Origin of the sequence: Burkholderia sp. AU33545, assembly GCF_020419685.1 — a bacterium.
GTDB classification, from domain to species: Bacteria; Pseudomonadota; Gammaproteobacteria; order Burkholderiales; family Burkholderiaceae; genus Burkholderia; species Burkholderia diffusa.
Window position 1 is genome coordinate 112,140 of record NZ_JAIZRQ010000001.1, and the last position, 16,663, is coordinate 128,802.

14 protein-coding genes are annotated in these 16,663 nt (G+C 66.1%); 11 read left to right on the plus strand and 3 right to left on the minus strand.

Translation table 11 applies throughout. The annotated features are described in order from the left end of the window. Positions 1-17: 17 nt before the first annotated feature. From holA to LGM71_RS00545, 3 genes are all read left to right on the plus strand, one after another. The gene (gene holA / locus LGM71_RS00535; RefSeq protein WP_226113501.1) at positions 18-1,112 is read left to right on the plus strand and encodes a DNA polymerase III subunit delta; all 1,095 of its coding nucleotides are present in this window, start codon (positions 18-20) and stop codon (positions 1,110-1,112) included. Positions 1,113-1,249: 137 nt separating this feature from the next. After that, positions 1,250-2,521, plus strand: a complete 1,272-nt coding sequence (locus LGM71_RS00540; protein ID WP_226113503.1) for a glutamate-5-semialdehyde dehydrogenase — start codon at positions 1,250-1,252, stop codon at positions 2,519-2,521. A gap of 17 nt (positions 2,522-2,538) precedes the next feature. Then, positions 2,539-2,961 (plus strand): CopD family protein, encoded by a 423-nt coding sequence (locus tag LGM71_RS00545; protein WP_175901693.1) that lies wholly within the window; start codon positions 2,539-2,541, stop codon positions 2,959-2,961. A gap of 84 nt (positions 2,962-3,045) precedes the next feature. Here LGM71_RS00545 and LGM71_RS00550 read toward each other — a convergent pair whose 3' ends face one another. Continuing rightward, complete coding sequence (locus LGM71_RS00550; RefSeq protein WP_059682558.1) at positions 3,046-3,894, minus strand: MurR/RpiR family transcriptional regulator; 849 nt, start codon at positions 3,892-3,894, stop codon at positions 3,046-3,048. A gap of 293 nt (positions 3,895-4,187) precedes the next feature. Between LGM71_RS00550 and edd the strand changes: the two genes are divergently transcribed. The 4 genes from edd to LGM71_RS00570 all read left to right on the plus strand — a co-directional run bounded on the left by edd (position 4,188) and on the right by LGM71_RS00570 (position 8,832). Continuing rightward, entirely contained in the window at positions 4,188-6,044 is a 1,857-nt protein-coding gene (gene edd, locus LGM71_RS00555) for a phosphogluconate dehydratase (RefSeq protein ID WP_059608237.1), read from the plus strand. 19 nt (positions 6,045-6,063) lie between these two features. After that, on the plus strand, positions 6,064-6,690 hold the full coding sequence (gene eda, locus LGM71_RS00560; RefSeq protein WP_124624832.1) for a bifunctional 4-hydroxy-2-oxoglutarate aldolase/2-dehydro-3-deoxy-phosphogluconate aldolase: 627 nt from the start codon (positions 6,064-6,066) through the stop codon (positions 6,688-6,690). A 263-nt stretch (positions 6,691-6,953) separates the two neighbouring features. Next, complete coding sequence (locus LGM71_RS00565) at positions 6,954-8,315, plus strand: GntP family permease (protein ID WP_059535304.1); 1,362 nt, start codon at positions 6,954-6,956, stop codon at positions 8,313-8,315. 13 nt (positions 8,316-8,328) lie between these two features. Then, positions 8,329-8,832 (plus strand): gluconokinase, encoded by a 504-nt coding sequence (locus LGM71_RS00570; RefSeq protein ID WP_226113505.1) that lies wholly within the window; start codon positions 8,329-8,331, stop codon positions 8,830-8,832. An 83-nt stretch (positions 8,833-8,915) separates the two neighbouring features. On the opposite strand, the gene LGM71_RS00575 is transcribed toward LGM71_RS00570, so the two are convergent. Continuing rightward, the gene (locus LGM71_RS00575; protein WP_059608240.1) at positions 8,916-9,563 is read right to left on the minus strand and encodes a TetR/AcrR family transcriptional regulator; all 648 of its coding nucleotides are present in this window, start codon (positions 9,561-9,563) and stop codon (positions 8,916-8,918) included. A gap of 264 nt (positions 9,564-9,827) precedes the next feature. On the opposite strand from LGM71_RS00575, the gene LGM71_RS00580 reads away from it, so the two are divergent. Next, positions 9,828-11,249 carry an NAD(P)/FAD-dependent oxidoreductase gene (locus tag LGM71_RS00580; RefSeq protein ID WP_226113507.1) on the plus strand — a complete coding sequence of 474 codons (1,422 nt, stop codon included), beginning with the start codon at positions 9,828-9,830 and terminating at the stop codon, positions 11,247-11,249. 76 nt (positions 11,250-11,325) lie between these two features. Here the strand turns inward: LGM71_RS00580 and purB are convergent, their stop codons facing one another. After that, positions 11,326-12,714, minus strand: a complete 1,389-nt coding sequence (gene purB, locus LGM71_RS00585; protein WP_124624841.1) for an adenylosuccinate lyase — start codon at positions 12,712-12,714, stop codon at positions 11,326-11,328. Positions 12,715-12,979: 265 nt separating this feature from the next. Between purB and LGM71_RS00590 the strand changes: the two genes are divergently transcribed. From LGM71_RS00590 to LGM71_RS00600, 3 genes are all read left to right on the plus strand, one after another. Next, the gene (locus LGM71_RS00590; protein ID WP_226113509.1) at positions 12,980-13,933 is read left to right on the plus strand and encodes a LysR substrate-binding domain-containing protein; all 954 of its coding nucleotides are present in this window, start codon (positions 12,980-12,982) and stop codon (positions 13,931-13,933) included. Between the two features lie 221 nt (positions 13,934-14,154). Then, positions 14,155-15,441: a Glu/Leu/Phe/Val family dehydrogenase gene (locus LGM71_RS00595; protein ID WP_124624846.1), complete on the plus strand. Its 1,287-nt coding sequence runs from the start codon at positions 14,155-14,157 to the stop codon at positions 15,439-15,441. A gap of 251 nt (positions 15,442-15,692) precedes the next feature. Then, positions 15,693-16,586 (plus strand): glutamate/aspartate ABC transporter substrate-binding protein, encoded by an 894-nt coding sequence (locus LGM71_RS00600; RefSeq protein ID WP_174910524.1) that lies wholly within the window; start codon positions 15,693-15,695, stop codon positions 16,584-16,586. The last annotated feature ends 77 nt before the right edge of the window (positions 16,587-16,663 follow it).

A 16,663-nucleotide genomic window follows, 5' to 3' on the forward strand; every position in this document is an offset into this window, starting at 1 on the left:
CGACGGCGCACGCACCGATGCAATTGCGACTTGATGCGCTGGAGCCGCACCTCGCGAAGGGGGTGGCCGGACTCTACACCGTCTACGGCGACGAGCCGCTGCTCGCGCAGGAAGCGTGCGACCGCATTCGTGCGGCTGCGCGCGCGGCCGGCTTCACCGAACGTTCGGTGCACACGGTCGAGCGCGGCTTCGACTGGAGCGTGCTGCTCGGCGCGACCCAGGCGATGTCGCTGTTCGGCGAGCGTCAGCTGATCGAGTTGCGCATTCCGTCGGGCAAGCCCGGCAAGGAAGGCGCCGACGCGCTGAAGACGCTCGCGGCCACGCCCAATCCCGACGCGCTGATGCTCGTCACGTTGCCGCGTCTCGATGCGGCCACGCAGAAATCCGCGTGGTTTACCGCGCTGCAGAACGGCGGCGTCGCGCTGAAGATCGATCCGGTCGACCGCGCGCAACTGCCGAACTGGATCGGCCAGCGTCTGTCGATGCAGGGCCAGCGCGTCGCGGCCGGCGACGATGGCCGGCGTGCGCTGCAGTTCATCGCGGAGCGCGTCGAGGGCAACCTGCTCGCCGCGCACCAGGAAATCCAGAAGCTTGGGCTGCTCTATCCGCAGGGCGTGCTGTCGTTCGAGCAGGTGCACGACGCGGTGTTGAACGTCGCGCGCTACGACGTCTTCAAGCTGAATGAGGCGATGCTCGCGGGCGACGCAGCACGGCTCGCGCGGATGATCGACGGGTTGAAGGGCGAGGGCGAGGCGATCGTGCTCGTGATGTGGGCCGTCGTAGAGGAATTGCGCACGCTGTTGCGGATCAAGCGCGGGGCGACGGCCGGCAAGCCGCTCGCCACGCTGCTGCGCGAGAACCGCGTATGGGGGCCGCGCGAACGGCTGATCGGCCCTGCGCTGAATCGCGTGTCGGAAGCGGTTCTCGAGAAGGCGCTCGCGTTCGCCGCGAAGCTCGACCGGCAGGTGAAGGGGCTGTCGGCCGTCGCACCGGGCCGCCGCACGCAGGACGATCCACCGCCCGATCCGTGGGACGGCCTGTTCCAGCTCGCGATGACGGTAGCGGGCGCGCGCGGCGAGCGACCGCCGACCGCGGGTCGCGTGCGTCGTTAAGCCCCGTCCGGGCCTTCAGCGCACGCATCGCAACCCGCTTACAATGTTCCGATAGCTGGCGCGGCCCGCTTGCCGCCGCGCTCCACGCTTCCCACGAATTCACGCCGCGCCAAGCGGCTCGCTTTTCGAGTCACACGATGGATATCGACCAGTACATGACGGACCTGGGCCGCCGTGCCCGGCACGCTTCGCGCGCGATGGCGCGCGCCAGCACGGCCGCGAAGAACGCGGCGCTCGACGCCGTGGCCCGCGCGATCGAGCGCGACGCGCAGGCGCTGAAGGATGCGAATGCACGCGACGTCGTCCGTGCCCGTGAAAAGGGGCTCGATGCGGCGTTCATCGACCGCCTGACGCTGTCGGACAAGGCGCTGAAGACGATGGTCGAAGGCCTGCGCCAGGTTGCGTCGCTGGCCGATCCGATCGGCGAGATCGGCAATCTCAAGTACCGCCCGAGCGGGATCCAGGTCGGCCAGATGCGCGTGCCGCTCGGCGTGATCGGCATCATCTACGAGTCGCGCCCGAACGTGACGATTGACGCGGCCGCGCTGTGCCTGAAGTCGGGTAACGCGACGATCCTGCGCGGCGGCTCCGAGGCGCTCGAATCGAACGCGGCGCTCGCGAAGCTGATCGGCGAAGGGCTCGAGGCGGCCGGCCTGCCGCAGGATGCCGTGCAGGTCGTCGCGACAGCCGATCGCGCGGCGGTCGGCAAGCTGATCACGATGACCGAATACGTCGACGTGATCGTGCCGCGCGGCGGCAAGAGCCTGATCGAGCGCCTGATCAACGAGGCACGTGTGCCGATGATCAAGCACCTCGATGGTATCTGCCACGTGTACGTCGACGATCGTGCCGATCTCGCCAAGGCGCTGACGGTGTGCGACAACGCGAAGACGCACCGCTACGGCACCTGCAACACGATGGAAACGTTGCTCGTTTCGAGCGGCATCGCGGCGACGCTGTTGCCGCCGCTCGGCAAGCTGTATCGCGACAAGCAGGTCGAGCTGCGCGTCGATGCGGCCGCGCACGCGGTACTCGCCGAGGCGGGCATCGGGCCGCTCGTCGACGCCACCGACGAAGACTGGCACACCGAATATCTCGCGCCGGTGCTCGCGATCAAGGTCGTCGACGGCCTCGACGCCGCGATCGAGCACATCAACCATTACGGCTCGCACCACACCGATGCGATCGTCACCGAGGATCACGACCGCGCGATGCGCTTCCTGCGCGAAGTCGACTCGGCCAGCGTGATGGTCAATGCGTCGACGCGCTTCGCGGACGGCTTCGAATTCGGCCTCGGCGCGGAAATCGGCATCTCGAACGACAAACTGCACGCACGCGGCCCCGTCGGCCTGGAAGGGCTCACGTCGCTGAAGTACGTCGTGCTCGGGCACGGCGAAGGCCGTCAGTAACGCGAGGCGCACAACCGATGGCAATGCTCTGGGTCAAGACGTTCCACATCGTTCTGATCGCCGCGTGGTTCGCGGGGTTGTTCTACTTGCCGCGCATCTATGTGAACCTGGCCATGGAGACCGATCCGGCCGCGGTGCGGCGCCTGCTGCTGATGGCGCGCAAGCTGTTCCGCTTCATGACGATGATCGCCGTGCCGGCGCTCGCGTGCGGGCTGTGGCTCTGGCTCGTGATCGGCATCGGCCAGGGGCAGGGCTGGATCCACGCGAAGGTGACGGTGGTGCTGCTGCTCGTCATCTACCACGCGTATTGCGGACACCTGCTGCGGGTGTTCGAGCGCGGTGAGAACAAGCGCACCGACAAGTGGTATCGCGTGTTCAACGAGCTGCCGGTGCTCGGCATGCTCGCGGCGGTCGCGCTGGTCGTGATCAAGCCGTTCTGAACTTTCCGGCGGCGGCATGCCGGCAGTCGATCGACGCGCAACGGCGCCCCTCGGGGCGCCGTTTTCATTTGCGCGTCGTATGCGTCATTCCTTCGTCGAGTCGTCGATCCGGCGGCGCGTGATCGCTTCCTTCGCGCGGCCCACGCGCTCCATGAGCGCGGGCCCGCGCGACAGCGCAACGCCGACCGCGAGGATGTCGCCGATCGCGAGATGCGACATCCGCGACGTCATCGGCGAGAACACGTCCGTTTCCTCGGCCACGTTCGATGCGAGGCTCACCGTCGCGAGCTTCGCGAGCGGCGAGTGGCTCTGCGTGATCGCGACGACCTTCGCGCCGCACGCGAGCGCGGAGCGCGCGGCATCGACGATATCGCGCGTGCGGCCGGTATTCGAGATCGCGACGACGACGTCGTGCGGCCCGAGCAGCGCCGACGACATCGAGAACGTGTGCGGGTCCGAATACGCGACGCTCGGCACGCCGAGCCGAAAGAACTTGTGCTGGATGTCCTGCGCGGCGATGCCCGAGCCGCCGGCGCCGTAGAACTCGATGCGCGACGCGTTCGACAGCAGGGCGATCGCGTCGGCGACGCTGCCGGCCGACAGGCTGTTGCGCACTTCGATCAGCGCGCCGATCGTGCGGTCGAACACCTTGCCGATGATGCCGGGCGCGGGCTCGTCGGGCTCGACGTCACGATAGACCGACGACACGCCCGGCGCGACGCTCTGCGCGAGCCGGATCTTGAATTCGCGAAAGCCGCTGCAGCCGAGCGCCTGGCAGAAGCGCGCGATGGTCGGCTGGCTGACGCCCGCGCGGGTCGACAGCTCGGTCATTGCGAGGTCGAGCACCTCGCGCGGCGCGGCGAGAATGTAGTCGGCGAGCTTGCGCTCGGACGGGCGCAGGTCGGCGCGGATCGCTTCGATGCGAGGCAGCATGGGGCGGCGAATGAGAATCGGGTTCGGATGAGCGAGTGTATCGCAATCGAATTGTAGAAAATCTACATGAAAATGCTAGCTCCATCGTCAGCGATTTCCTAGGCGACAAATGCTCATGATTAGGGTTTTCACTAGGTAAAGCCTTGCTGGTGGCGGGAATGGGGGTTGCGCATATGACGATCCGCATTGCATGCTTGTAGTTTTTCTACTAGACTGGCTTCGTTCGGTCGACGCACTCGACCGTCCCCACGATTCCAACCGCCGGTGTCGTCCGGCATACAGGAGCGCCCAGCATGACGTCGCTGCACCCCACCCTGGCGAAAGTCACCGAACGCGTGATCGCCCGCAGCCAATCGACCCGTTCCGCCTATCTGCAGCGCATCGACGGCGCGCAAGGCAAGTTCCCGGCGCGTGGCGCACTGTCGTGCGCGAACCTCGCGCACGGCTTCGCGGGTCTCGAAGGCAGCGACAAGTTCCAGATCAAGGCGATCCGCGAGCCGAACATCGGCATCGTGTCCTCGTATAACGAGATGCTGTCCGCGCACGCGCCGTACAAGGACTTCCCTGACATCATCAAGGTCGCCGCACGCGAGAACGGCGGCGTCGCGCAGTTCGCGGGCGGCGTGCCCGCGATGTGCGACGGCGTCACGCAAGGCAATCCGGGGATGGAGCTGTCGCTGTTCTCGCGCGAGGCGATCGCGATGGGCACGGCGATCGCGCTCACGCACAACATGTTCGACGCGGCGCTCTGCCTCGGCATCTGCGACAAGATCGTGCCGGGCCTGCTGATCGGCGCGCTCCAGTTCGGCCACCTGCCGACCATCTTCGTGCCGGCCGGCCCGATGACGAGCGGCCTGTCGAACGACGACAAGGCGAAGATCCGCCAGCAATTCGCGACCGGCCAGGTCGGCCGCGACGCGCTGCTCGAAGCGGAATCGGCCGCGTATCACGGCCACGGCACCTGCACGTTCTACGGCACCGCGAACAGCAACCAGATGCTGATGGAACTGATGGGCCTGCACCTGCCGGGTTCGGCGTTCGTTCATCCGCACACGCCGCTGCGTACCGCACTGACCGCCGAAGCCGCGCGCCGCGTGCTCGACCTGACGGTCGAACGCGGCCAGTACACGCCGATCGGCCATGTGATCGACGAGAAGGCGATCGTCAACGGGATCGTCGCGCTGCTCGCGACGGGCGGCTCGACCAACCACACGCTGCACCTCGTCGCGATCGCGCGCGCGGCCGGCATCCTGATCGACTGGAACGATTTCGACGAGTTGTCGGCGGTCGTGCCGCTGCTTGCGAAGATCTACCCGAACGGCAAGGCCGACGTGAACCATTTCCACGCGGCGGGCGGCGTCGCGTTCCTGGTGCGCAATCTGCTCGAAGGCGGGCTGCTGCACGAAGACGTGACGACCGTCGCAGGCAAGGGCCTGTCGCATTACACGAAGGAGCCGAAGCTGATCGACGGCAAGCTGACGTGGGTCGACGGCACGGCCGAGAGCCACGACACCAAGGTGCTGCGCGGCATTCGCGACCCGTTCCAGCCGGACGGCGGCCTGCGCCTGATGCAGGGCCGGCTCGGCCGCGGCGTGATCAAGATTTCGGCGGTCGCGCCCGAGCACCGCAAGGTGAGAGCGCCCGCGATCGTATTCGATTCGCAGGAAGCCGTGCAGGAGGCCTTCGATCGCGGCGAGCTGAAGCGCGATTTCGTCGCGGTCGTGCGCTTCCAGGGCGCGCGCGCCAACGGGATGCCCGAGTTGCACCGTTTGACGCCGCTGCTCGGCGTGCTGCAGGATCAGGGCTTCCACGTCGCGCTCGTGACCGACGGCCGCATGTCCGGTGCGTCGGGCAAGGTGCCGGCCGTGATCCACGTGTCGCCGGAAGCGCTGCTGGCCGGCCCGCTCGGCAAGGTCAAGACGGGCGACACGCTCGTGATCGACGCGGAAGCCGGCATTCTCGACATCGAGGTCGACGACGCCGAGTGGCAGGCGCGCCCGGTCGCGCAGCCGCTGCACCAGGCCGAGAACGAGGTCGGTTTCGGGCGCGAACTGTTCGGCGTGTTCCGCGCGGCGGCCGCGCCGGCCGAGCAGGGCGCATCGGTTTTCGGGGCGCTGGTCGGCGAAGCGGCCGTCCGCGTCTCTGCATGAATTTCAAGGAGCGAATTTGATGAAGACGATTGCTGAAATCGTGAAGCTGGGCCCGGTGATTCCGGTGCTCGCATTCGACTCGGTCGAGCAGGGCGAACACGTGTCGCGCGCGTTGCACGCGGGCGGCGTCAAGGTGCTCGAGATCACGCTGCGTACGCCGGCGGGCCTGGAGGCGATCCAGCGCGCGAGCCAGCTCGCGGACGACATCGTCGTCGGCGTCGGCACGATCACGAAGCCCGAGCACTGCGCGCAGGCGAAGAAGGCCGGCGCGAAGTTCGGCGTGTCGCCGGGCCTGACGAAGGACCTGCATCTCGCGTCGCTCGACGCCGGCCTGCCGCTGCTGCCGGGCGTGATGACGCCGAGCGACATCATTCAGGCGCTCGAATTCGGCTACGAGATCGTCAAGTTCTTCCCCGCGCAGCAGGCCGGCGGCGTGCCGATGCTGCAGGCGTTCCACGGCCCGTTCCCGGCGCTGAAGTTCTGCCCGACGGGCGGCATCACGGTCGATACCGCGCCGAATTTCCTGAAGCTGCCGAACGTCGTGTGCGTCGGCGGGTCGTGGCTCACGCCGAAGGCCGCGCTCGCCGCGCAGGACTGGGCCGAGGTCACGCGTCTTGCGCAAGCCGCGAGCCAGCTTCACCGTTAATACTTGTACGAAATGATAAGGGCCTGTTCGCGCCAGTAACGGGGCTTGCGAACGTCACGCCCTTGACCCTCGGCAAACAAGCGCTTAATGCTTGTTTTACCGAGGGTTTTTGCTGATGGAACCGGTTCTATCCGTGGACCGTAAAGATAAGTAAAATTCAGCGTCCTCACGGGGTGGGTGCCCCCCGTGTTTCGGAGACCTGCATAGCCGGGCATACTCGCAACAGCTCGCCCGGTTTCGAACAATTCAAGGAGGAGTGCCACATGGGGGCTGTCCAAGGCAGCATGCTGCTCGTATTCACGCTGATCGCGATTGCCGCGCTGATCCTGATGATCGCGCGCTACAAGATCTACCCGTTCCTGGTGCTGATCATCGTTTCGCTGGGCCTGGGTCTCGTCGTCGGCATGCCGATGGACAAGATCGTCAAGTCGTTCGAAACGGGCACGGGCGGCACGCTCGGCCACATCGCGATCGTCGTCGGCCTCGGCACGATGCTCGGCAAGATGATGGCCGAATCGGGCGGCGCCGAACGGATCGCGACCACGCTGATCGACTGGTTCGGTGAAAAGAACATCCACTGGGCGATGATGTTCGTCGCGATCATCGTCGGCTTGCCGGTGTTCTTCGAAGTCGGCTTCGTGCTGCTGATCCCGATCGCGTTCAACGTCGCGAAGCGCACCGGCAAATCGCTGCTCGTCGTCGGTCTGCCGATGGTGGCCGGCCTATCCGTCGTGCACGGGCTGATTCCGCCGCACCCGGCCGCGCTGCTGGCCGTTCAGCAATACGGCGCCGATATCGGCAAGACGATCGCGTTCGGCCTGATCGTCGGCGTGCCGACCGCGATCATCGCCGGTCCGCTGTTCGCGCTGATGATCTCGAAGTTCGTGAAGCTGCCGGAAAACAACCCGCTCGCAGCGCAGTTCGTCGATACGCACACGGACGGTCGCAAGCGCGAGCTGCCGAGTTTCGGCATCACGCTGTTCACGATCCTGCTGCCCGTCGTGCTGATGCTCGTCGGCAGCTGGGCCGACCTGGTGTTCGCACCGAAGTCGCTGCCGAACAACCTGCTGCGCTTTGCCGGCAACTCCGACGTCGCGCTGCTGATCGCCGTGCTGGTGAGCTTCTTCACGTTCGGCAAGCTGCAGGGCTTCAACCGCGACCAGATCCAGAAGTTCTGCGGCGAGTGCCTGGCGCCGATCGCCGGCATCACGCTGATCGTCGGTGCGGGCGGCGGCTTTGGCGGCGTCCTGCGCGACAGCGGGATCTCGCAGCAGATCGTCGAGACCGCGAAGCACGCGCACCTGTCGCCGCTGCTGCTCGGCTGGTTCGTCGCGGCGCTGATGCGTCTGGCAACGGGTTCGGCGACGGTCGCGATGACGACGGCCTGCGGCATCGTCGCGCCGATCGCGGCGGCGTCGGGCGCGGCGGTTCGTCCGGAGCTGCTCGTGCTCGCGACGGGCTCGGGCTCGCTGATCTTCTCGCATGTGAACGACGGCGGCTTCTGGCTGATCAAGGAATATTTCGGGATGACGGTCGGCCAGACGTTCAAGACCTGGTCGCTGCTTGAAACCATCATCTCGGTGCTGGGTCTGAGCTTTACGCTGCTGCTGAGCGTGGTTTTGTAACAAGGGGTAGTCAATGATTCTGATCGCAATGGGCGTGTCGGGCGCGGGCAAATCGCGAATCGGCGAAATGCTGGCAGAACGCCTGTCGTGCAGCTATACCGACGGCGACGCGTTTCACAGCGCGGCGAACAAGGAAAAGATGCACAACGGCATTCCGCTGACCGACGACGACCGCTGGCCGTGGCTGCGCACGATCCGCGAGGCCATCGAGGAGAAGCAGCGTGCCGGCGAGACCGCCGTGTTCACCTGCTCGTCGCTGAAGCGGTCGTACCGCGACGTGCTGCGCGGCTCCGATACCGACGTGCGGTTCGTGTATCTGAAGGGTTCGTTCGAGGTGTTGCACGAGCGCCTGAAGACCCGCACCGGCCATTTCTTCGATCCGTCGCTGCTGAAGAGCCAGCTCGACACGCTCGAGGAACCGGGCCCGGACGAAGCGATCGTGGTCAGCATCGAGCTGACGCCCGAACAGATCGTCGATCAGGTCATGCAGAAGATCGGTATCGCGCAGCAACATTGAGCGCGGTTCGCGGCAATCGTCATGCAGCAGTGAAAAAAGGCGCCCCTCGGGGCGCCTTTTTTCGTTGGCGGTGCGTGAGCCGCTCAGGTCGCACGGACGTGCTGCGCGATGCCGTCGAGCAGCACGTCCAGCATCGTGTCGTGCACGGCGGCCGGATCGAGTTGCGCATAGAGCGGGGCGGCCGATTTGACGAGCGGATGCGCGGTATCGGACAGCGCATGCATTTCCGCGAGCTCGACGTCGTTCGCGGGCCGCGTGAGGCCGCCGGCCTCGGCGGCGGCGAGGCCGATCACGCTCGCATACCAGCCGACGCACACGGTCGGCAGTGCGCTGCGCGGGATGCCGGCATCGGCCAGCGCGCGATGCACGGTCTCGATGTGCGCGAGATCGGCCGGCCCGGTGCTCATGTGACGCTGCAGCAGCGCGAACGCGGCGGGGTGGCGCAGCGCGAGCGCGCGGTACTGGCGGGCGAGATCGAGCAGCCGCTCGCGCCACGGCAGTGACGGGTCGACCGGCGCGAGCGAGCGCGACAGCGCGTTCGCGATCGCACGGCTCAGGCCCTCTTTCGACTTGAAGTGATAGAGCACGCTCATCGGGTCGCAGCCGACTGACTGCGCGAGCTTGCGCACGCTGAACGCGGCTTCGCCGACCTCTTCGAGCAGCGCGAGCGCGGCCGCGACGATCGCATCCTTGTCGAGGCCGCGCGGGCCTTGGGCGGGTTTGTCTTTCATGGAAGCGGGATGGCTGCGGCTGTAATCTTGACGAAAGCATATTCTACGCTGTAGAATTATTTCTGCGGTGTAGAAATTGGGTGTCCCGGCACCTTTCAATGCGTGCTTTCGCACGGTCCGGGATCCTGGCAGGCACGAGCGTGCCTGCCGTCAACACGGGCCATCGCGCCTTCATCTCGTTGACACCCAAGTGGAACCGGCTGCCCCACCCGCGAAGCCTGAACGGCACTTCGACAGGCGGCCCAAGACCATGCAAGTGCAATCATGACTTCCAACCACAAGCCCCTGATTCAGGGCGAATCGCGTTTCGACCAGACGCAACTGAACATCGAAAAGGACAACTGGAACTGGTGCGCGCCGTCCCGTTACGACGGCGAGCGCCCGGCCAACTGGTACGAGGCGTCGTTGTCGCGCCATGAAAACAGTGCGCCGCTCGCGCACGACATGGTGTGCGACGTGCTGGTGATCGGCGCGGGGCTGCTCGGTGCATCGGCCGCGCTGCATCTCGCGGAAGCGGGCGTCGACACGATTCTCGTCGACAAGCATCACGTCGGCTCCGCGGCGTCGGGCCGCAACGGCGGCCAGCTCACGCCGGGCCTCGCGCGCTGGGAAGCAGCCGACATGATCGACCATCTGTCGCACGACGACGCGAAGCGGCTGTGGCGCTTCGCGTCGGCCGAATCGATGGACCTGATCGACGCGATCGGCGCGCGTTACACACTCGACCTCGATCGCAAGCGCGGCCACATCACGGCGGCGGTCCACCCGGGCCACATGAGCGCGCTGCTCGACGGCGCCGACGCACGCCGCCATCTCGGTGACGCCGGCGTGACGCTCGTCGGCCGCCATCAGCTGCACGACGAATACGTGCGCTCGGGGCTGTATCACGGCGCGGCGATCGACGCGACCGGTGGCCAGCTTCATCCGCTCGCGCTGGTGCGCGGTCTCGTGCACGGCTTCCGGCTGAACGGTGGTGCGTTGTACGAGGGCACCGAGGTGCTGGAGCTCGACGAAACGCCGGCGGGCGTCGTCGCGACGACGCCGGGCGGCACGATCACCGCGCGCCGTGGCGTCGTGCTCGCGCTGCACAACACGACGTTCCGTCTGCTGGACGACGGCACCGCCACCACCGTGCCGTTCTTCACGTACGTCAGCGTGACGGCGCCGCTCGACGTCGACGTCGCGACACTGATGCCGGCCGGCATGCCGGTGTACGACACGCAGTTCCAGATCGACTACTACCGGCCGGTGCGCGGCAACCGCCTGCTGTTCGGCGGGCAGGGCACCGGCACGTGCTGGGCACAGCCCGACGTCAACGCGTATCTGCTGACGCGGCTGAACACGGTGTTCCCGCAGGCCGATGGCCAGTTCGCACTGGACTACTGCTGGAGCGGCGTCAGCGACTTCACGCTGAACGGCGCGACCGACAGCCGCAAGACCGACGGCCGCGTGCCGATGTACATGGTGCAGGGCTGGAGCGGTCATGGCGTCGCGCAGACGGTGCGGATCGGCAAGGCGATCTGCGACGATTTCGTCGGTCGCAACGACGATTTCTCGATGCTGACCGGCATCGATCACCGCGCGATTCCGCTCGGCCGCCAGTTGTCGCCGATTGCGATTCCCGCTGCGAAGGCAGCGATGAGCGTGATGAGCGCACTCAACCCGGGGCGGATGATCTCGTTCTGATCAGCCGCGCAGGCAATGAAAAAGCCCGATGCGATTGCTCGCATCGGGCCTTTTTTACGTGCGGAGACGGCGGTGCTTACGCGATCCGCTTCGCGAGTTCGACGGCCTTGCCGATGTACGACGCAGGCGTCATCGCGAGCAGGCGGTCCTTCGCATCTTGCGGGATCGCCAGCGTGCCGACGAATTCCTGCAGCGCTTCGCGCGTGATGCCCTTGCCGCGCGTCAGTTCCTTCAGCTGCTCGTACGGGTTCTCGATGCCGTAGCGGCGCATCACCGTCTGCACCGGCTCCGCGAGCACTTCCCAGCAGTTGTCGAGGTCTTCGTTCAGGCGCTGCGGGTTCACTTCGAGCTTGTCGAGGCCGCGGATCAGCGAGTCGTACGCGAGCAGCGAGTAGCCGAGTGCGACGCCCATGTTGCGCAGCACCGTCGAGTCGGTCAGGTCGCGCTGCCAGCGCGACACCGGCAGCTTGTCGGCGAGGTGGCGCAGCGTCGCGTTCGCGAGGCCGAGATTGCCTTCCGAGTTCTCGAAGTCGATCGGATTGACCTTGTGCGGCATCGTCGACGAGCCGATTTCGCCGGCCTTCGTCTTCTGCTTGAAGTAGCCGACCGAGATGTAGCCCCACACGTCGCGGTCGAGGTCGAGCAGGATCGTGTTCGCGCGCGCGACCGCATCGAACAGCTCCGCCATGTAGTCGTGCGGCTCGATCTGGATCGTGTACGGGTTGAAGGTGAGCTTCAGGCGGTTCTCGATCACGTCGCGCGAGAACGCTTCCCAGTCGAATTCCGGATACGCCGACAGGTGCGCGTTGAAGTTGCCGACCGCGCCGTTCATCTTGCCGAGGATCTCGACCTTCTCGATGCGCGTGATCGCGCGCGCGAGGCGGGCCGCGACGTTCGCGAGTTCCTTGCCGAGCGTCGTCGGGCTGGCCGGCTGGCCGTGCGTGCGCGACAGCATCGGCTGCTCGGCAAGCGCGTGCGACAGCGCGACGAGGCGCTGGTGGACCGTGCGCAGCGCCGGCACGATCACGTGCTCGCGCGCGCCGGCGAGCATCATCCCGTGCGACGTGTTGTTGATGTCTTCGGACGTACACGCGAAGTGGATGAATTCGCTGGCCTTTTCGAGTTCGGCCTGGCCCTTCACCGATTCCTTCAGCCAGTATTCGACGGCCTTCACGTCGTGGTTCGTCACGCGCTCGATGTCCTTGATGCGGGCGGCGTCGTGCGCGGTGAAGCGCTCGGCGAGTTGCAGCAGGAATTGTTCGGACGCGTCCGAGAAGCGCGGGACTTCCGCGAAGCCGGCGCGCGACAGCGCGATCAGCCAGTGCACCTCGACGGTGACGCGGTGGCGCATGAAGGCGGCTTCGGAGAGCCAGTCGCGCAGCGCTTCGGTCTTGCTGGCGTAGCGGCCGTCGATGGGCGAGAGCGCGGTGAGGGCGAAAAGCGTATCGGGACGAGTGTCGGACATGATCGGGCGTGGCCTTGGCGGCCGGTGCGAACGAGGGGAGGAGAATCCGGCATTTTACCATTGGCGCGGGGCGATCCCGGCCGAACCGGTCAGGTCGCCGCCGCCGTGGGCGATCGGCACGCATGCGGCGCCCGGGCGGCGCGCAAGCAGTCCGCCGGCTGGCGCCCGGGCCGGCTCGCCGGGCTGCCCGCCGCGCCGCCGGGCGGGCCCGCCCGCCGGTAGAATGCAGGCTTCTTCCCGACCGCCGCCCGCCGCGCCCGCCTGCATGGAACTGAAATGGCTCGAAGACTTCGTCTCGCTCGCGGAAACGCGCAGCTTTAGCCGGTCCGCCGAACTGCGGCACGTGTCGCAGCCCGCGTTCTCGCGGCGCATCCAGGCGCTCGAGGCATGGCTCGCGACCGAACTGATCGATCGTTCGGTTTATCCGACGCGGCTCACGCAGGCCGGCCAGATCTTCTACGAGCAGGCATTGACGATGCTGTCGCAGGCGCACGAGGCGCGCACGCTGCTGCGCGGCCATGTCGGCGCGCCGGTGCCGACCATCGAGTTCGCGGTGCCGCATACGCTGTCGCTCACGTATTTTCCGCGCTGGCTGCAGCGGATCGAGGCGAAGATGGGGCAGGTCCACACACGGTTGCGCGCGCTGAACGTGCACGACGCCGTGCTGTCGCTGGTCGAGGGCGGCTGCGATCTCGTGATGGGCTACCACCACCCGAGCCACCCCGTCGCGCTCGATCCGGCCCGCTACGACATGCTGGTCCTAGGCAGCGAGCCGATCAGCGCATTTTCGGCGCCGGGCCGCGCGGGCCGGCCGCGCTATACGTTGCCGGGCACGGCCGAGGCGGGCGTGCCGTACCTGTCTTATACGCCGAATGCGTATCTCGGCCGGATGACCGAAGTCATCGTTGCGAACGCACCGACGCCGCTGTTCCTCGATCGCGTGTACGAAACCGACATGGCCGAAGGGCTGAAGGCAATGGCGCTCGCGGGCCACGGCGTCGCGTTTCTGCCGCACAGCGCCGTCGAGGATGCGGTGGCCAGCGGCCGCCTGATCCGGCTCGACCGGTCCGCGCGCGGCGGCACGCACCCGTTCACGCTGACGATGGAGATCCGCCTGTACTGCGACAAGCTCGCGCTGCAGGGCGACGACCCGCACCAGAAGCTCGTGCGCGCATTGTGGGAAGTCGTGCGCGACGAGCTGCGCGAAACCGCAGATTAACCGTGAGCGGTTAACCGCGCCGGTCGAGCGCGCCGCCGCCGCCGACACGCTTGCCGCGCCTTTCGGACCGATGTCCGGCGGGCGTTCTTGCGCAAATCGACCGCGGATTTGCAAAAAATCACGATCATGCAAGAAACGCATAATCGAATAAGCAAACGGCATTGGATAAAAAAAACGGGTTTTTCGACAATGTGCGCAATCCGTTGAACGTTGGAGCGTCCATGTCTTCGCAACTGCAGTCCATCCCGTCCTACCTTCACGCCGACGATCTCGGCCCGTGGGGCAACTACCTTCAGCAGGTCGATCGCGTCGCGCCGTACCTCGGTTCGCTGTCGCGCTGGCTCGAAACGCTGAAGCGTCCGAAGCGCATCCTGATCGTCGATGTGCCCATCGAGCTCGACAACGGCACCGTCGCGCACTTCGAAGGCTATCGCGTGCAGCACAACGTGTCGCGCGGCCCGGGCAAGGGCGGCGTGCGCTACCACCAGGACGTGACGCTGTCGGAAGTGATGGCACTGTCGGCATGGATGTCGGTGAAGAACGCGGCCGTGAACGTGCCGTACGGCGGTGCGAAGGGCGGCATCCGCGTCGACCCGCGCAAGCTGTCGCGCGGTGAGCTCGAACGCGTGACGCGTCGCTACACCAGCGAAATCGGCATCATCATCGGCCCGAACACCGATATTCCGGCACCGGACGTCAACACCAACGAACAGGTGATGGCGTGGATGATGGACACGTTCTCGATGAACCAGGGCCAGACGTCGACCGGCGTCGTGACCGGCAAGCCGATCTCGCTCGGCGGTTCGCTCGGCCGCAAGGAAGCGACGGGCCGCGGCGTGTTCGTCGTCGGTTGCGAGGCGGCGAAGAAGAAGGGCCTCGAGATCGAAGGCGCGCGCATCGCGGTGCAGGGCTTCGGCAACGTCGGCGGCATCGCGGCGAAGCTGTTCCAGGAAGCGGGCGCGAAGGTGATCGCGGTGCAGGATCACACCGGCACGATCTACCGGCCGGCCGGCCTCGATTCGAACAAGCTGCTCGACCACGTCGCACGCACGGGCGGCGTCGCGGGCTTCGAAGGCGCCGAACCGATGCCGAACGACGAGTTCTGGACGGTCGAGACCGACATCCTGATCCCGGCGGCACTGGAAAACCAGATCACCGAGAAGAACGCATCGAAGATCCGCACGAAGATCATCGTCGAAGGCGCGAACGGCCCGACGACGACGGCGGCCGACGACATCCTGAGCGCGAACGGCGTGCTCGTGATCCCCGACGTGATCGCGAATGCGGGCGGCGTGACCGTGTCGTACTTCGAGTGGGTGCAGGACTTCTCGAGCTTCTTCTGGACGGAAGACGAGATCAACCACCGTCTCGAGCGCGTCATGCGCGAAGCGTTCGCCGGCGTGTGGGCGGTCGCGGAAGAGCACAAGGTGTCGGTGCGTACGGCGGCGTTCATCGTCGCGTGCAAGCGCATCCTGATGGCGCGCGAAATGCGCGGCCTGTATCCCTGATCGGTCATCGCCGATTCGATCGGGCAACTATGACACGAGCATGACGCAATCCACCCGATTGTGTGCATGAACCCTCGCGGGCGGTGCCGAATCCGGCATCGCCCGCGTTGTGCATTCAGGCGCCGCCAGGGGCGCCGGAAGCCGGGAGGACGGCTTCGTACAGGACGATTCGTAGTACGGTAAACAACCAGTACTTTCAAAAATATTACTTTGATACACTGGCGCGGGTTTCAGCCAAGGAGATGACCAAAATGAAATACCAGAAGGCAGTCCTGATGGTCGCGGCGCTGTGCGCGTTCGCGAGCGGCGCGCATGCACAGGAGACCGGCACGCTGAAGAAGATCAAGGACACGGGCGTGATCGCGCTGGGCCACCGCGAATCGTCGATTCCGTTCTCCTACTATGACCAGAGCCAGCAGGTCGTCGGTTATTCGCGCGAATTCCAGATGAAAGTCGTGGACGCCGTGAAGAAGAAGCTGAACCTGCCGAACCTGCAGGTCAAGAACATCCCGGTGACGTCGCAGAACCGCATCCCGCTCGTGCAGAACGGCACGGTGGACATCGAGTGCGGCTCGACGACCAACAACACGGAGCGTCAGCAGCAGGCCGCATTCTCCGACACGATCTTCGTGATCGGCACGCGCCTGATGACGAAGAAGGATTCGGGCGTGAAGGACTTCGCGGACCTGAAGGGCAAGACGGTCGTGACCACCGCCGGCACGACGTCCGAGCGCCTGCTGCGCAAGATGAACAACGACAAGCAGCTGGGCATGAACATCATCAGCGCGAAGGACCACGGCGACTCGTTCAACACGCTCGAGTCGGGCCGCGCCGTCGCGTTCATGATGGACGACGCGCTGCTCGCGGGCGAACGCGCGAAGGCGAAGCAGCCGGGCGAGTGGGTGATCGTCGGTACGCCGCAGTCGGAAGAGGCGTACGGCTGCATGATGCGCAAGGGCGATGCGGACTTCAAGAAGGTCGTCGACGACGCGATCTCACAAGTCGAGAAGTCGGGCGAAGCCGCGAAGATCTACGCGAAGTGGTTCGAGAACCCGATTCCGCCGAAGGGGCTGAACCTGAACTTCCCGCTGTCCGATTCGATGAAGAAGCTGTACGCGAACCCGAACGACAAGGCGCTCGACTGACCACGCAGCCGTTGACGCAGAAATGACGCTACTGAAACGGAAGAGGCCTCGCTTCTTCCGTTTCTTTTTGCTGGAGT

What these genes read in the sequence shown, in the direction of transcription:
- eda (WP_124624832.1), top strand. Translation starts at nt 6,064, where the DNA reads ATGAAGACGATTGCTGAAATCGTGAAGCTGGGCCCGGTGATTCCGGTG.
- LGM71_RS00540 (WP_226113503.1), top strand. Translation starts at nt 1,250, where the DNA reads ATGGATATCGACCAGTACATGACGGACCTGGGCCGCCGTGCCCGGCAC.
- LGM71_RS00590 (WP_226113509.1), top strand. Translation starts at nt 12,980, where the DNA reads ATGGAACTGAAATGGCTCGAAGACTTCGTCTCGCTCGCGGAAACGCGC.
- LGM71_RS00595 (WP_124624846.1), top strand. Translation starts at nt 14,155, where the DNA reads ATGTCTTCGCAACTGCAGTCCATCCCGTCCTACCTTCACGCCGACGAT.
- edd (WP_059608237.1), top strand. Translation starts at nt 4,188, where the DNA reads ATGACGTCGCTGCACCCCACCCTGGCGAAAGTCACCGAACGCGTGATC.
- LGM71_RS00575 (WP_059608240.1), bottom strand. Translation starts at nt 9,563, where the DNA reads ATGAAAGACAAACCCGCCCAAGGCCCGCGCGGCCTCGACAAGGATGCG.
- LGM71_RS00600 (WP_174910524.1), top strand. Translation starts at nt 15,693, where the DNA reads ATGAAATACCAGAAGGCAGTCCTGATGGTCGCGGCGCTGTGCGCGTTC.
- LGM71_RS00550 (WP_059682558.1), bottom strand. Translation starts at nt 3,894, where the DNA reads ATGCTGCCTCGCATCGAAGCGATCCGCGCCGACCTGCGCCCGTCCGAG.
- LGM71_RS00580 (WP_226113507.1), top strand. Translation starts at nt 9,828, where the DNA reads ATGACTTCCAACCACAAGCCCCTGATTCAGGGCGAATCGCGTTTCGAC.
- LGM71_RS00570 (WP_226113505.1), top strand. Translation starts at nt 8,329, where the DNA reads ATGATTCTGATCGCAATGGGCGTGTCGGGCGCGGGCAAATCGCGAATC.
- purB (WP_124624841.1), bottom strand. Translation starts at nt 12,714, where the DNA reads ATGTCCGACACTCGTCCCGATACGCTTTTCGCCCTCACCGCGCTCTCG.
- LGM71_RS00565 (WP_059535304.1), top strand. Translation starts at nt 6,954, where the DNA reads ATGGGGGCTGTCCAAGGCAGCATGCTGCTCGTATTCACGCTGATCGCG.
- LGM71_RS00545 (WP_175901693.1), top strand. Translation starts at nt 2,539, where the DNA reads ATGGCAATGCTCTGGGTCAAGACGTTCCACATCGTTCTGATCGCCGCG.
- holA (WP_226113501.1), top strand. Translation starts at nt 18, where the DNA reads ATGCAATTGCGACTTGATGCGCTGGAGCCGCACCTCGCGAAGGGGGTG.